Here is a 15357-nt window from a genome sequence, read left to right on the forward strand (position 1 = left end):
TGTTGGTTAAGCTCGGATTCCGCGTGTAGGCCTACCATCAAGCCTGACCGCCCGGAGCGGGCGGGCTCCCCCGAAACCCCCACCGCGAGCGACAACGACCGCAACAGCTCCCCCCGACCGGCACCCACATCCACGATGTCGAACCGAGCGGGATGATCGAGAGCTGCATCAAGCGAGGTGACCAACCGCGCCAGGCAGGAGGCGAACACGGGAGACGCGTGGACGCTGGTGCGGAAGTGGGCGACCGGCCCTGGGCCGGAGACGAAGAACCCGTCCGGCCCGTAGAGGGCCGTCGACATCGCGTCGCGCCAGCGGAGCGCCATCAGTTCATTCCTCGTTCAGGGGGCGTCACCGTGCCGACCCTACGGTGAGCGGACATGAGACGAACCGCAATCCCCGCGCTGGCCGTCGTACCGTTGCTGCTGGCCGCCGCGCCCGCGGTGGCCGCGCCGGCGGACGACGCCCCGCGCCCGGTCCGGGCGGTGACCGAGACCGCCTCCCTCTTCGACGACGATGCCGGTGGCGACGCGGACGCCGACGACCCGGCCATCTGGGTGCACCCGTCCGACCCGGCAGGCAGCCTGGTCGTCGCCACCGCGAAGAACGGCGGCCTGCGGGTGTACGACCTGCGGGCCCGCGAGCGGCAGGCGATCGCCACGGCGCCCGCGCCCGGGCCCGACGACGAGCCCGGCCGGTTCAACAACGTGGACCTGGTGGCCGGCTTCCGGCTGGCCGGGCGGGCCGCCGACCTGGCCGTGGTCACCGACCGGGGGCGCGATCAGCTGCGCTTCTACCGGATCGACCCGGGCACCCGGCTGCTCACCGACGTCACCGCGCCGGACGTGCCGTTCGCGTTCAGCCGGGACCAGGCCGAGGTGAACGCGCAGCGCACCGCGTACGGGCTGGGCACGTTCGTCGACGCCGACGGTGCCGCGTACGCGGTGGTGAGCCGGCGCAGCACCCCCGAGGTGGGGGTGTTCCGGCTGGTGGAGCGGGCCGGCCGGGTCAGCTACCGGCCGATGGATCGGCTGGTGCTGCCGTCGACGTTCACCCTGCCGGACGGGACCGGCTGGTCCCCGTGCACCGACCCGGGCGACGGCCCGCAGGTCGAGGGGACCGTGGTGGATCCGGGCACCGGCGTGGTCTACCTGGCCCAGGAGAAGGTCGGCCTGTGGCGGACCCGGCTGGCCGGCGGCCGGTTCGCCGGCGCCCCGCGGTCGGTCGAGCGGGTCCGCGAGTACGGCGTCCCGGCGGCCTTCGACGCCGAGAAGGACGACTGCGTCACCGACGACTCCGCCGATCCCGGCTTCGGCGGCCGGATCGCCCAGGACGTCGAGGGGCTGACCATCCACCGGACCGGCCGGTTCACCGGCACCCTGATCGTCTCCAGCCAGGGCGACGACACCTTCTACACCTTCGACCGGCGCACCAACCGGCCGACCGGGCGGTTCGCGGTGGTCGACGGCCGGGTCGACGGCGCGCAGGAGTGCGACGGGGCGGCCGTGACGGCCACCCCGCTGCCCGGTTTCCCCGGCGGCCTGCTGGTGGTGCACGACGGCCGGAACACCCCGGAGACGCCGGGCGGGGACGGCGAGGCGCGCCCCGACACGGACTTCAAGTTCGTGGACGCGGGCTTCCTCCGCGCCCCGCGCTGACGTAGCAGAAGGGGTCGCTCCGCGCCGCCGGAGCGGCCCCTTCGCGCCGCCGGTGAAGGTTTTCACACATGCTTGTTTCAGCTCTGTGACCCCGGCGCATACTTGCGATCGACCGGTACCCCCTTCGAGGACTGGATCGATTGCCATGAGCGCACCGCTGCGTTCGCGTCCGGCCGCCCCGCACCGGGCCGCCGACGCCCCGCTCGTCTTCCCGCGCACCCTCACGGTCGGCGTGATCGGCGCCGGCCGGGTCGGCGCCGTGCTCGGCGCGGCCCTCGCCGCCGCCGGCCACCGGGTGGTCGCCGCCGCCGGCGCCTCCGGCGCGACCCGGGCCCGGATGGCGCTGCTACTGCCGGAGACCCCGACCCGCGCCGCGGCCGCCGTGGCGCGCGCCGCCACCGACCTGCTGATCGTGGCGGTCCCCGACGACGCGCTCGCCGGCGTGGTGGCCGGCCTGGCCGGCGCCGGCGCGCTGCGCCCCGGCCAGGTGGTCGCGCACACCTCCGGCGCGCACGGGTTGGCCGTCCTGGCCCCGGCCGCCGAGGCCGGCGCCCGGCCGCTCGCGCTGCACCCGGCGATGACCTTCACCGGTACGCCGGACGACCTGACCCGCCTCGCCGGCATCTCCTACGGGGTGACCGCCCCGGCCGAGCTGCGCGCCTTCGCCGCCCGGCTGGTGGCCGACCTGGGCGGCGTGCCCGAGTGGGTGGCGGAGGGCGACCGGCCGCTCTACCACGCGGCGCTCGCGCACGGGGCGAACCACCTGGTGACCCTGGTGAACGAGGCGGCCGACCGGCTGCGCGACGCCGGGGTGGACCGGCCCGAGAAGGTGCTCGCCCCGCTGCTGCGGGCCGCGCTGGAGAACGCGCTGCGGCTCGGCGACGACGCGCTCACCGGCCCGGTCTCCCGGGGCGACGCGGGCACCGTACGCCGCCACCTGGAGCGGCTGGCGGCGACCGCCCCGGAATCCGTGCCCCCCTACCTGGCGTTGGCCCGACGGACGGCGGATCGCGCGATCGCGGCCGGCCGGCTGCGGCCGGCCGACGCGGCGCCGCTGCTGGACGTGCTGAACGGGATGCAGGTGTTGGCGTGAGGGCGAGGAGTGAGCCGGTTTTGCGAGCCCCGCAGTCCCGAACTGAGGAGGCACTGATGACGGAGCTGGTGCACACCCGCAAGGAGCTGGCGGCGGCGCGGGACGCGCTGACCGGCACGGTCGGCGTGGTGATGACCATGGGTGCGCTGCACTCGGGGCACGAGACCCTGCTGCGGGCCGCCCGGGAGCGGGCCGACCACGTGCTCGTGACGATCTTTGTGAACCCGCTCCAGTTCGGGCCGAACGAGGACTTCGACCGCTACCCGCGCACGCTGGAGGCCGACCTGGAGATCTGCCGGCGGGCCGGCGCGGACGTGGTCTTCGCTCCCGGGGTGACCGACATATACCCGGAGGGCCAGCCGAAGGTGCGGCTGAACCCGGGGCCGCTCGGCGAGGACCTGGAGGGGCTGAGCCGCCCCGGCTTCTTCCACGGCGTGCTCACCGTGGTCATGAAGCTGCTCCAGCTCACCCGCCCCGACCTGGCCTTCTTCGGCGAGAAGGACTACCAGCAGCTCACCCTGGTCCGGCGGATGGTCCGCGACCTGGACGTGCCGACGGAGATCGTCGGGGTGCCGACCGTGCGCGAACCGGACGGACTGGCCCTGTCCAGCCGAAACCGCTACCTGTCCGCGGAGGAGCGGGCGGCCGCGCTGAGCCTCTCCGCCGCGCTGCGGGCCGGCGTCGAGGCCGCCGAGCGGGGCGGGGACGGCGGCGCCGTGCTGGCCGCCGGCCACCGGGCCTTCGACACGGGTACGCCCGGTGCCCGCCTCGACTATCTGGTGCTCACCGACGCCGACCTGGAGCCCGGCCCGGTCTCCGGCGCGGCGCGGCTGCTGGTCGCCGCCTGGGTCGGCGCCACCCGCCTGATCGACAACACGGCGCTCCACCTCGCCCCGCGCTCCTGACCCCACCACCTCCTTTTCCGAAAGGCACCCCGATGCTCCGCACCATGCTCAAGTCGAAGATCCACCGGGCCACGGTGACCCAGGCGGACCTGCACTACGTCGGCTCGGTGACGGTGGACGAGGATCTGCTCGACGCGGCCGACCTCATCCCCGGCGAGCAGGTCGCGATCGTGGACATCACCAACGGCGCCCGGCTGGAGACGTACGTGATCCCGGGGCGGCGGGGCAGCGGCGTGATCGGCATCAACGGCGCTGCGGCGCACCTGGTGCACCCGGGTGACCTGGTCATCCTCATCTCGTATGGGCAGATGGACGACGCCGAGGCGCGCTCCTACCAGCCCCGAGTGGTGCACGTCGACGCCGACAACAAGGTCGTCGACCTCACCGCCGACCCGACCACGGCCGCCCCCGGCACCGCCGGCGACCCCGTCCCCAACCCGCTGGCCGCCACCCTCAACTGACCCGGGGCCGCACGTACGGTCTGTCACCGGAAGGTCATTTCCGGCTACCCTGGTCGGACCGTCGGAATCGACGGTCGTCGGGCTGGGGAGGCGCGATGGGCCGTGCGATGCGCAGCCTCGTCGCCGTGTTGATCGCGGGGGTGGCACTGGCCGGGTGCGCCTCGTCCGGCGGGCTGGACGGCGACCTCACCGACGACTGGGGCGCCCTGCCGCCGGCCGGCGCGTTCACCCCGGCCGCCGGGATCTGCCAGGTGGCCGACTTCACCCCGACCGTGGGCCTGTCCGGTTACGACCCGGTCGGCTGCGACCTGCCGCACCGGGTGGAGACGGTGCACGTCGGGGCGTTCACCGTCGAGCGGGCCACCCCGCCGGCGCTCGGCTCGGCCGAGCTGCGGACCGCCTTCGCCGAGTGCGACACCCGGGCCGGTGGCTACGTCGGCGACAACTGGCGGGCCGGCCGGCTGCGGCTGGCCGTGGCGCTGCCCACCGGTCCCGGTTGGGCGGCCGGCTCCCGCTGGTTCCGCTGCGACCTGACCGAGCTGACCACGGTCGAGGCGGCGGCGACCGTGGTGACCCGGACGGGCAGCCTGCGCGACGCGCTCAAGGGGCCGTCCCCCCTGCGACTGGGCTGCCAGCGCACCGGCCGGGACGCCCGCCGGGTGCAGACCCTCACCCCGGTCGACTGCCGTGCCGCGCACGACGCCGAGTTCGTCGGGGTGTGGGCGGCGCCGGACCGCCCGTACCCGAGGAAGGACGCCGACTGGGCGCCCCTCTACACCGGCTGCAACACGGCTCTGGCCAGGTACGCCGGCGTGCCGGACGACCCGACGCTGCGGTTCCGCAGCGGCGTGGTGGTCCGCCCACCCGGCGCCGGCCGGTGGGCGGTCGGCGACCGGGGCGTGCGCTGCTACCTCTGGCTCAGCGACCGCACGGTGACCGCCTCGCTCAAGGGGGCCGGCCCGGCCGGCCTGCCGGTCCGGACGAGGTAGCCGAAACCACTCGTCGCGCCCCCGCCGCCCGGGATGAGAGGGCTTCGGGTTGACTGTGCTCATGGACCTTCCGACCGTCGACCTGCCGGCCCTGCCGAGGCTGCTGGCCGCGCCCGCCCCCGGCTGGGTGGAGACCACCGACGTGATCGTCGTCGGCTCCGGGGTCGCCGGGCTGACCGCCGCGCTGCACCTGCGCGAGGCCGGCCTGCACGTCACCGTGGTCACCAAGGTCAACATCGACGAGGGCTCGACCCGCTGGGCGCAGGGCGGCATCGCCGCGGTGCTCGACCCGGCGGACACCCCGGCCGCGCACGCGTACGACACCGAGGTGGCCGGCGTCGGCCTCTGCGACCCGGCGGCCGTCCGGGTGCTGGTGGAGGAGGGCCCGACCCGGCTGCGCGAGCTGATGCGGATCGGGGCGGAGTTCGACCGCAACCCGGACGGCTCGCTGATGCTCACGCGGGAGGGCGGCCACCGGGCCGACCGGATCGTGCACGCCGGCGGCGACGCCACCGGGGCCGAGGTGCAGCGGGCGCTGCACGCCGCGGTCCGCCGCGACCCGTGGATCCGGCTGGTCGAGCACGCCCTGGTGCTGGACCTGCTGCGCGCCCCCGGCGACGGGCCGGACGGGCTCGGCCCGGCCTGCGGGATCACCCTGCACGTGCTCGGTGAGGGCAGCGAGGACGGCGTCGGGGCCATCCTGGGCCGGGCCGTGGTGCTGGCCACCGGCGGGATGGGCCAGGTCTTCGCGGCCACCACCAACCCGGCGGTCTCCACCGGCGACGGCGTGGCGCTCGCGCTGCGGGCCGGCGCGGCGGTCACCGACCTGGAGTTCGTCCAGTTCCACCCGACCGCGCTGATCGTGCCGGCCGGTGAGCCGGGCGCCGGACTCGCCCAGCAGCCGCTGGTCTCCGAGGCGCTGCGCGGCGAGGGCGCCCACCTGGTCGACGGCGACGGCAAGCGGTTCATGGTGGGCCAGCACGAGCTGGCCGAGCTGGCGCCCCGCGACGTGGTGGCCAAGGGGATCCACCGGGTGCTGCTGGCCACCGGCGCGGACCACGTCTATCTGGACGCCCGCCACCTCGGCGGCGACTTCCTGGCCCGGCGCTTCCCGACCATCGTGGCCTCCTGCCTGGCCATCGGCGTGGACCCGGCCGCCGACCTGATCCCGGTCGCCCCGGCCGCCCACTACGCCTCCGGCGGCGTCCGGACCGACCTGCGCGGCCGCACCTCCATCCCCGGCCTGTACGCGTGCGGCGAGGTCGCCTGCACCGGCGTGCACGGCGCCAACCGGCTGGCCAGCAACTCGCTGCTGGAGGGGCTGGTGTTCTCCCGCCGGATCGCCGAGGACATCGCCGCCGGGCTGCCCGAGCAGGCGAAGCCGGCGGAGACCGGCGCCTGGGTGGGCGGCCAGGGCTGGCTGGTGCCGGCGGGCGCCTCGTCCACCCTGCAGCGGGCGATGACCCGGGGCGCGGGGGTGCTCCGGTCGGCGCCGACCCTCGCCGACACCGCCGCCACCCTCACCGAGCTGGGCCAGGCCCGGGGCGTGCCGCGCACCGCCGACTGGGAGGCGACGAACCTGATCACCGTGGCGTCGACCCTGGTGGCCGCCGCGTACGCCCGCCGGGAGACCCGGGGCTGCCACTGGCGGGAGGACTTCCCGACGGCCGACGAGCGGTGGCGCGGCCACCTCGTGGCCGGGATCGGGGCGGAGGGCTTTGTGGACGAGCGCTGGGAGGCTCAACGGTGAGCGCGAGGAGTGAGCCGGTTCTGCGAGCCCCGCAGTCGCGAACGAAGGAGGCACAGTGAGGGAGTCGACGGAGCGGGCGCTGCGGGCCGGTGGCCTGGACCCGGAGCGGGTCCGGCGGGTGATCGTCGACGCGCTCACCGAGGATCTGGGGGCGAACTTCCTCGACGTGACGAGCCTCGCCACCGTCCCGGACGCGCAGAACGACACCGCCGACCTGGTCACCCGCGCCGACGGCGTGGTGGCCGGGCTGCCGGTGGCCGCGGCCGTGTTCGAGCTGGTGGGCGAGGTGACCGGCTCGGACCGTACCGTCGAGGTGTCGCTGGTGGCCCACGACGGGCAGCGGGTGGCGCGCGGCGACGTGCTGGCCACGGTGACCGGCCCGACCCGGCTGCTGCTCACCGCCGAGCGGACGGCGCTCAACCTGCTCTCCCGGATGTCCGGGGTGGCCACCCACACCCGGGCCTGGGCCGACGCGCTGACCGGTACCAAGGCGATGGTGCTCGACACCCGCAAGACCACCCCCGGCCTGCGGACCCTGGAGAAGTACGCGGTCCGCGCCGGCGGCGGCACCAACAAGCGGATGGGCCTGCACGACGTCGCCATGATCAAGGACAACCACAAGCTCGCCGCGGGCGGGATCGGGGCCGCCTTCCGCCGGGTCCGGGAGGCGTTCCCGGACGTGCCGGTGCAGGTCGAGGTGGACACCCTGGCCGAGGCGGTGGAGGCGGTCGAGGCCGGCGCCGACTTCCTGCTGCTGGACAACATGACTCCGGCGCAGCTGCGCGAGGTGGTCGCCGCGGTGGGCGACCGGGCGGAGCTGGAGGCGACCGGCGGGCTCACCCTGCCGGTGGCCGCCGAGTACGGGGCGACCGGCGTCGACTTCATCTCCGTCGGCGCGCTGACCCACTCCTCGCCGATCCTGGACATCGCCCTGGATCTGCGCGAGGAATGACATGAGCTGGTCTTCGTTCGCGACTGCGGGGCTCGCAACCCCGGCTCACTCCTCGCGCTTCACCGCCGGCGCGAGCGCCGTCTAGGCTGCCGCTGTGCTGCTCTGCATCGACATCGGGAACACCAACACCGTGCTGGCGACCTTCGACGGCGACAAGCTGGTGCACAACTGGCGGATCAAGACCGATGCCCGGTCCACCGCGGACGAGCTGGGTCTGATGTTCCGGGGCCTGCTCGCCGGTGACGCCGTGGAGATCACCGGGGTGGCCGCCTGCTCGACCGTGCCGGCGGCGCTGCGCTCGCTGCGCACCATGCTGGCCCGCTACTACGCCGACCTGCCCAGCGTGATCGTCGAGCCCGGGGTGCGCACCGGCGTGCAGCTCGCCATCGACAACCCCAAGGAGGTCGGCGCGGACCGGGTGGTCAACACCCTGGCCGCGTACACCCTCTACGGCGGGCCGTCGATCGTGGTCGACTTCGGCACCACCACCAACTTCGACGTGATCAGCGGGCGGGGCGAGTTCCTCGGCGGCGCGTTCGCGCCGGGCATCGAGATCTCCTTCGACGCGCTCGCGGCCCGCGCCGCCCAGCTGCGCAAGGTGGAGGCCACCCGGCCCCGCTCGGTGATCGGCAAGAACACCGTCGAGTGCCTCCAGGCCGGCCTCTACTTCGGCTTCGCCGGCCAGGTGGACCGGATCGTCGAGCGGATGACCGAGGAGCTGGGCGAGGTGAAGGCGGTGATCGCCACCGGCGGCCTGGCCTCGCTGGTGCTCAGCGAGTGCCGCACCATCACCCACCACGAGCCGATGATCACCTTGATCGGCCTGCGGATGGTCTACGAGCGCAACATCTGAGCCTCAGCGCCGCCGGGAACGCAGCACCAGGGTGCGGTAGGGCAGCTCGACCGTCGCCCGGCCGGCCAGGTCGGGATGGGTGGCGAAGAGGTCCCGCAGCTCCCGGTCGACCCGCTCCCGCTCGGCCGGCGTGGCGGTCAGCCAGTAGGACCGGGTGTGCAGCATGGCGACCACCTCGTCGGGGGTGAGCGTGGCGGTGTGAGTGAACTCGCCCAGCTCGACCGGCGTGAAGGCGGGGCCGAAGTCGGCGTACTTCTCCGTGACGTCGCCGGCGTTGTCGCCGAGGTGGGCGACCCGGCTCAGCTCCGCCACCCAGTCCACCCCCTCGTCGCGGGTGTTCCAGATCGGGGCGAACGTCCCGCCCGGGCGCAGCACCCGGGCGATCTCGGCGTGCGCCGGCTCCCGATCGAACCAGTGGTAGGCCTGCCCGACCAGCACCGCGTCCGCCGACCCGTCCGGCAGCGGCACCGCCTCGGCGCTGCCGGCCAGCGCCGTCGTGCCCGGGGTGGCGGCCGCCAGTTGCGCCCGCATTCCCGGATCCGGCTCCACGGGTACGACCTGGTTGCCCAGCGCGAGCACGCCGCGGGTGAGGATGCCGGTGCCCGCGCCGAGGTCCACCACCCGGGCCGGGGCGGCGAGCCCGTCCAGCGCCCAGCGCAGCGCCTCCTCGGGATAGCGGGGGCGGAACCGGTCGTACTCGGCGGCGGCGGCGCCGAAGGAGAGTGCCTGGGTGACGTCGGCCATGAGGGCGAGGCTAGTGCGGCGGCCGGCCGCGTGGGGGCCGGGTGGCGCGCGCCGGGGCGGCCAGGGAGCGGCGGCCGATCGCGTCGGTCAGTGGCGGCGCGCCCGGGCGACCAGGGTGCGGTAGGGGAGGTCGATGGTGTCCCGGCCGGCCAGGTCGCGGTGGGTGGCGAGGAGGTCGCGCAGCTCCGCGTCGACCTCGCGGCGCCGGTCCGGCCCCGCGGTCAGGTAGTGCGAGCGGGTGCGCACCATGCCGAGCAGCTCGTCCGGGGTCATGGTGGTGGCGTGGTCGAACACCGCCCACTCGGGCGCCGCGAACCGGGGACCGAAGCCGGTCACGGTCGCGCGCAGGTGGTCGACGGTGTCGCCGATCTCGGCGATCCGGTTCAGCTCGGTCACCCAGCCGACCCGGTCGTCGCGGAGGTTCCACACCGCCGCGAAGATCCCGCCGGCCCGCAGCACCCGGGCGATCTCCGGGTGCGCCCGCTCCCGGTCGAACCAGTGGTACGCCTGGCCGACCAGCACCGCGTCCGCGTACCCGTCGGGAAGTGGGACGGACTCGGCGCTGCCGGCGCGGGCGGCGACGCCCGGCGTGGCGGCGTCGAACTGGGCGCGCATCTCCGGGTCGGGTTCGACGGCGGTCACCTCGTGTCCGAGGGCCAGCAAACCGCGGGCGACGATCCCGGTGCCGGCCCCAAGGTCGACGGTCCGGGCCGGCGGGGTGAGGTCGTCGAGCGCCCACCGCAACGCGGCCTCCGGATAGCGGGGCCGGTAGCGGTCGTAGTCGGCGGCGGCGGCGCCGAACGAGAGGGCCTCAGTGGGGTCGGTCATGGCGGGCAGGTTATCCCGTAACGGCCCGGCAGCCCCTTGAGTACGCTCGGGGCCTGACCCCGCCCGAATTCTCCGTCTGAGGAAGCGTGCCGTGACCGAGCAGAACGCCCTGCCAGTAGACCCCGCCGACGACCTTCCGGAGCAGATGAAGGTCCGCCGGGAGAAGCGGGACCGGATGCTCGCCGAGGGCGTCGAGCCGTACCCGGTCGGCTTCCCGCGGACCAGCACCCTGGCGAAGATCCGCGAGCGGTACGCCGAGCTGCCCACCGACACGGCCACCGGCGACCGGGTCTCGGTCACCGGCCGGGTGATCTTCGTGCGCAACACCGGCAAGCTCTGCTTCGCCACCCTGCGGGACGGCGACGGCACCGAACTCCAGGCGATGCTCTCCCTGGACCGGGTCGGCGCGGAGCGGCTGGACGACTGGAAGCGCCTGGTCGACCTGGGCGACCACGTCGGGGTGACCGGTGAGGTGATCACCAGCCGGCGCGGCGAGCTCTCGGTGCTGGCCGAGGAGTGGGCCGTCACGGCCAAGGCGCTGCGCCCCCTGCCGGTGGCGCACAAGCCGCTGAGCGAGGAGGCCCGGGTCCGCCAGCGCTACGTGGACCTGGTGGTCCGCCCGCAGGCCCGGCAGATGGTCCGCACCCGGGCCACCGCCGTGCGCAGCCTCCGGGACACCCTGCACGCGCAGGACTTCATCGAGGTCGAGACCCCGATGCTCCAGTTGCTGCACGGCGGCGCGGCGGCCCGCCCATTCGTGACCCACAGCAATGCGCTGAACACCGATCTGTATCTGCGAATCGCGCCGGAACTGTTTCTCAAGCGCGCGGTCGTCGGTGGCGTCGACCGGGTCTTCGAGATCAACCGCAACTTCCGTAATGAGGGCATCGACTCCTCGCACTCGCCGGAGTTCGCGATGCTCGAGACCTACCAGGCGTACGGCGACTACAACACCATGGCGGAGCTGACCCGAAATCTCGTGCAGCAGGCCGCCCTGGCGGTCGCCGGCTCGACGGTGGTCACCCACGCCGACGGCCGCGAGTTCGATCTGGGCGGCGAGTGGCGCTCCGTGTCGCTGTTCGGTGTTCTTTCCGAAGCGCTCGGTGAGGAGGTCACCGTCCGCACCGAAAGGTCACGCCTGGTCGAGTACGCGGACAAGATCGGCCTCTCCGTCGACCCGAAGTGGCTCCCGGGCAAGCTGGCCGAGGAGTTGTTCGAGGAGTTGGTGGTCCCGTCGCTCCAGGCGCCCACCTTCGTCCGCGACTACCCGGAGGACACCAGCCCGCTGACCCGGGCCCACCGCAGCGAGCCGGGCCTGGCCGAGAAGTGGGACCTCTACGTGCTCGGTTTCGAGCTCGGCACCGCGTACTCCGAGCTGGTCGACCCGGTGGTGCAGCGGGAGCGCCTGGTGGCCCAGGCGCAGCTCGCGGCCCGCGGCGACGACGAGGCCATGCGACTCGACGAGGACTTTCTCCGGGCGATGGAGTACGGAATGCCGCCGGCCGGTGGTATGGGAATGGGAATCGACCGGCTCTTGATGGCGCTGACCGGCCTCGGAATTCGGGAAACCATCCTGTTCCCGTTGGTCCGGCCTGAGTAGCACAGAAGCTTCTCCGGGTCGTTACCGCATCCTATTGACGGAGCGAGCAGTGGGCGGGTTATTGTGCTCCTGTATTGCAGGAGCACAACCCTGCTCGAAAGGAATGTGGGACGTGGCCAAGCAGATCATTCACAAGCTGGTCGATGACCTGGACGGCGGGGACGCTGACGAGACCGTCAAGTTCGCGCTCGACGGCGTGCAGTACGAGATCGACCTCTCGGCTTCCAACGCTGAAAAATTGCGTGACGTATTCGCGCAGTACATCGCGCACGGGACGAAGGTCGGCCGCGGCGGGGTGGTCGTGGGTGGCCGGGCCGCGCGGGGTCGCGGCGGAGCGACCGCCGACCGCGAGCAGAACAAGGCGATCCGGGCCTGGGCCAAGAAGGCCGGCAAGGACATCTCCGACCGGGGGCGCATCCCGCAGGAGATCGTGGACGAGTACCACGCGAAGGCGGGGCACTGACCCCGACGACCCCCGCAGCGGGCGACACGACGCCGGACCGGAGTGCCACTCCGGGCCGGCGTCGCCGTTTCCGCCCGGCTGCGCCGTCTGTCCGGTCCGCGCGGGTGCGCCGCGGGGTCTCGCCGGACCCGGGAAGAAACCGGCCCCGGAGGCAGTTGTCCACAGGCGGTGGAGATCCTGTCCACAGGTTGTGGACGACCGCGGCCGGGCACCCACGCCCCCGCCCCGGCCCCTCGACCGGGCTTTTCCACCGGCGGTCGAATTTCGCTCTGCGCGTACAGGCAGGGGTACCGGAACACCTCCTGAGCGCGGACGGTTGTCAGAAACGACGCGTGAACGGCCATTCGCGGGGACACACGACCTCAGCGGAGTCGGTCCGCGGCGATAGAGTAAGGAGGCACGGACGCCCGTCCCGGACGTCCGCGCACCGGCCCCGCCGAGATCTGACCATCAAGGCGCACGGCACGTGAGGAGCACGAGGGCATGTTCGAGCGGTTCACCGACCGAGCGCGACGGGTTGTCGTCCTGGCCCAGGAAGAGGCCCGGATGCTCAACCACAACTACATCGGTACGGAGCACATCCTGCTGGGCCTGATCCACGAGGGTGAGGGTGTCGCGGCAAAGGCCCTGGAGAGCCTCGGCATCTCCCTCGAGGGCGTCCGTCAGCAGGTCGAAGAGATCATCGGCCAGGGCCAGCAGGCGCCGAGCGGGCACATCCCGTTCACGCCGCGGGCCAAGAAGGTGCTGGAGCTGTCGCTGCGCGAGGCGCTGCAGCTCGGCCACAACTACATCGGCACGGAGCACATCCTGCTCGGCCTGATCCGTGAGGGCGAGGGCGTCGCCGCCCAGGTGCTGGTCAAGCTCGGCGCCGACCTCAACCGGGTCCGCCAGCAGGTGATCCAGCTGCTCTCCGGCTACCAGGGCAAGGAGCCGGCCGCGGCGGGTGCCGCGCCGGGCGAGGCCGCGCCGTCGACCAGCCTCGTGCTGGACCAGTTCGGCCGGAACCTGACCCAGGCCGCCCGCGAGGGCAAGCTCGACCCGGTCATCGGGCGCGAGAAGGAAATCGAGCGGGTCATGCAGGTGCTCTCCCGCCGGACCAAGAACAACCCGGTCCTGATCGGTGAGCCCGGCGTCGGCAAGACCGCCGTGGTGGAGGGGCTGTCCCAGAAGATCATCAAGGGCGAGGTGCCCGAGACGCTGAAGGACAAGCAGCTCTACACCCTCGACCTCGGTGCCCTGGTCGCCGGTTCCCGCTACCGCGGTGACTTCGAGGAGCGCCTCAAGAAGGTGCTCAAGGAGATCCGCACCCGCGGCGACATCATCCTGTTCATCGACGAGATCCACACCCTGGTGGGTGCGGGTGCCGCCGAGGGCGCGATCGACGCCGCCAGCATCCTCAAGCCGATGCTGGCCCGCGGCGAGCTGCAGACCATCGGCGCCACCACCCTCGACGAATACCGCAAGCACCTGGAGAAGGACGCCGCTCTCGAGCGCCGCTTCCAGCCGATCCAGGTGGGTGAGCCCTCGCTGGCCCACACCATCGAGATCCTCAAGGGCCTGCGGGACCGCTACGAGGCGCACCACCGCGTGTCGATCACCGACGCGGCTCTCGTCGCGGCGGCCACCCTGGCCGACCGCTACATCTCCGACCGCTTCCTGCCGGACAAGGCGATCGACCTGATCGACGAGGCCGGCGCCCGGATGCGCATCCGCCGGATGACCGCGCCGCCAGACCTGCGTGACTTCGACGAGCGGATCGCCCAGGTCCGCCGCGACAAGGAGTCCGCGATCGACGCGCAGGACTTCGAGCGGGCCGCGCAGCTCCGTGACAAGGAGAAGCAGCTCCTCGGGCAGAAGGCCCAGCGGGAGAAGGAGTGGAAGGCCGGTGACCTGGACGTCGTCAGCGAGGTCGACGACGAGCAGATCGCCGAGGTGCTCGGCAACTGGACCGGCATCCCGGTCTACAAGCTGACCGAGGAGGAGACCTCGCGCCTGCTGCGCATGGAGGACGAGCTGCACAAGCGCGTCATCGGCCAGGAGGACGCGGTCAAGGCGGTCTCGAAGGCGATCCGGCGTACCCGGGCCGGCCTGAAGGACCCGAAGCGCCCGTCCGGCTCGTTCATCTTCGCCGGCCCGTCCGGTGTTGGTAAGACCGAGCTCTCCAAGGCGCTCGCCGAGTTCCTGTTCGGCAGCGAGGACGCCCTCATCCAGCTGGACATGTCCGAGTTCCACGACCGGTACACGGTGTCCCGGCTGGTGGGTGCCCCTCCCGGCTACGTCGGCTACGACGAGGGCGGGCAGCTGACCGAGAAGGTGCGTCGTCGGCCGTTCTCGGTGGTCCTCTTCGACGAGATCGAGAAGGCCCACCCGGACGTGTTCAACACGCTCCTCCAGATCCTGGAGGACGGGCGGCTCACCGACGGCCAGGGTCGGATCGTGGACTTCAAGAACACGGTCATCATCCTGACCACCAACCTCGGCACGCGGGACGTCGCCAAGGCGGTGTCGCTGGGCTTCCAGGCCTCTGAGGACTCCGAGTCCAACTACGACCGGATGAAGCAGAAGGTCAACGACGAGCTCAAGCAGCACTTCCGGCCCGAGTTCCTGAACCGGATCGACGACACCATCGTCTTCCACCAGCTGCGTGAGAACGAGATCCTCTCGATCGTGGACATCATGATCGCGCGGATCGAGACGCAGCTGAGGAACAAGGACATGGGCCTGGAGCTGACCGACAACGCCAAGAAGTACCTGGCGAAGAAGGGCTTCGACCCGGTGCTGGGCGCGCGGCCGCTGCGTCGCACGATCCAGCGCGACATCGAGGACAACCTGTCCGAGCGGATCCTCTTCAACGAGCTGACCCCGGGTCAGATCGTGGTGGTGGACTGCGAGGGCGACCCGAGCAACATCGACAAGTCCAAGCTCGTCTTCCGGGGCGCCGACCGGCCGGTGGCCGTGCCGGACGCGGTCCCGGCGGACCTCGGCGGCACCGCCGCCACGGGCGCGGACGACGCCGCGTAAGTTCGGGCAACTGATCGAGGGCGACGGCCCCGGTAGGCGAAAG

At 72.9% G+C, this 15357-nt stretch carries 13 protein-coding genes and 1 pseudogene; 11 read left to right on the top strand and 3 right to left on the bottom strand.

Annotation, left to right across the window (positions count from 1 at the left end):
• Positions 1-323, bottom strand: a pseudogene (locus ABZV78_RS07260) (hypothetical protein); the annotation flags it as partial.
• A gap of 54 nt (positions 324-377) precedes the next feature.
• Here ABZV78_RS07260 and ABZV78_RS07265 point away from each other — a divergent pair.
• The 8 genes from ABZV78_RS07265 (at position 378) to ABZV78_RS07300 (ending at position 8658) form a co-directional block, all read left to right on the top strand.
• Complete coding sequence (locus tag ABZV78_RS07265; protein WP_355636172.1) at positions 378-1655, top strand: phytase; 1278 nt, start codon at positions 378-380, stop codon at positions 1653-1655.
• Between the two features lie 145 nt (positions 1656-1800).
• The gene (locus ABZV78_RS07270; RefSeq protein WP_355636174.1) at positions 1801-2748 is read left to right on the top strand and encodes a Rossmann-like and DUF2520 domain-containing protein; all 948 of its coding nucleotides are present in this window, start codon (positions 1801-1803) and stop codon (positions 2746-2748) included.
• A 56-nt stretch (positions 2749-2804) separates the two neighbouring features.
• Entirely contained in the window at positions 2805-3653 is an 849-nt protein-coding gene (panC, locus tag ABZV78_RS07275) for a pantoate--beta-alanine ligase (RefSeq protein ID WP_355636176.1), read from the top strand.
• A 32-nt stretch (positions 3654-3685) separates the two neighbouring features.
• Positions 3686-4114 (top strand): aspartate 1-decarboxylase, encoded by a 429-nt coding sequence (panD, locus tag ABZV78_RS07280; RefSeq protein ID WP_355636177.1) that lies wholly within the window; start codon positions 3686-3688, stop codon positions 4112-4114.
• Positions 4115-4209: 95 nt separating this feature from the next.
• The gene (locus ABZV78_RS07285) at positions 4210-5103 is read left to right on the top strand and encodes a septum formation family protein (RefSeq protein ID WP_355636179.1); all 894 of its coding nucleotides are present in this window, start codon (positions 4210-4212) and stop codon (positions 5101-5103) included.
• 61 nt (positions 5104-5164) lie between these two features.
• Entirely contained in the window at positions 5165-6853 is a 1689-nt protein-coding gene (locus ABZV78_RS07290; RefSeq protein WP_355636181.1) for an L-aspartate oxidase, read from the top strand.
• Between the two features lie 55 nt (positions 6854-6908).
• A complete protein-coding gene (gene nadC, locus ABZV78_RS07295) occupies positions 6909-7805 on the top strand; it encodes a carboxylating nicotinate-nucleotide diphosphorylase (RefSeq protein ID WP_355636183.1) in 897 nt (298 codons plus the stop codon).
• Positions 7806-7899: 94 nt separating this feature from the next.
• Positions 7900-8658 carry a type III pantothenate kinase gene (locus ABZV78_RS07300; protein WP_355636185.1) on the top strand — a complete coding sequence of 253 codons (759 nt, stop codon included), beginning with the start codon at positions 7900-7902 and terminating at the stop codon, positions 8656-8658.
• A gap of 3 nt (positions 8659-8661) precedes the next feature.
• Here ABZV78_RS07300 and ABZV78_RS07305 read toward each other — a convergent pair whose 3' ends face one another.
• On the bottom strand, positions 8662-9402 hold the full coding sequence (locus ABZV78_RS07305; protein WP_355636186.1) for a class I SAM-dependent methyltransferase: 741 nt from the start codon (positions 9400-9402) through the stop codon (positions 8662-8664).
• Between the two features lie 87 nt (positions 9403-9489).
• Entirely contained in the window at positions 9490-10230 is a 741-nt protein-coding gene (locus ABZV78_RS07310; protein ID WP_355636188.1) for a class I SAM-dependent methyltransferase, read from the bottom strand.
• A 91-nt stretch (positions 10231-10321) separates the two neighbouring features.
• On the opposite strand from ABZV78_RS07310, the gene lysS reads away from it, so the two are divergent.
• The 3 genes from lysS (at position 10322) to ABZV78_RS07325 (ending at position 15314) form a co-directional block, all read left to right on the top strand.
• The gene (lysS, locus tag ABZV78_RS07315; RefSeq protein ID WP_355636190.1) at positions 10322-11830 is read left to right on the top strand and encodes a lysine--tRNA ligase; all 1509 of its coding nucleotides are present in this window, start codon (positions 10322-10324) and stop codon (positions 11828-11830) included.
• 112 nt (positions 11831-11942) lie between these two features.
• Entirely contained in the window at positions 11943-12293 is a 351-nt protein-coding gene (locus ABZV78_RS07320; protein ID WP_091267630.1) for an Lsr2 family protein, read from the top strand.
• Positions 12294-12776: 483 nt separating this feature from the next.
• The gene (locus ABZV78_RS07325; RefSeq protein WP_355636192.1) at positions 12777-15314 is read left to right on the top strand and encodes an ATP-dependent Clp protease ATP-binding subunit; all 2538 of its coding nucleotides are present in this window, start codon (positions 12777-12779) and stop codon (positions 15312-15314) included.
• Positions 15315-15357: the final 43 nt, after the last annotated feature.

Origin of the sequence: Micromonospora sp. NPDC004540 (assembly GCF_040610095.1) — a bacterium.
GTDB lineage: Bacteria > Actinomycetota > Actinomycetes > Mycobacteriales > Micromonosporaceae > Micromonospora.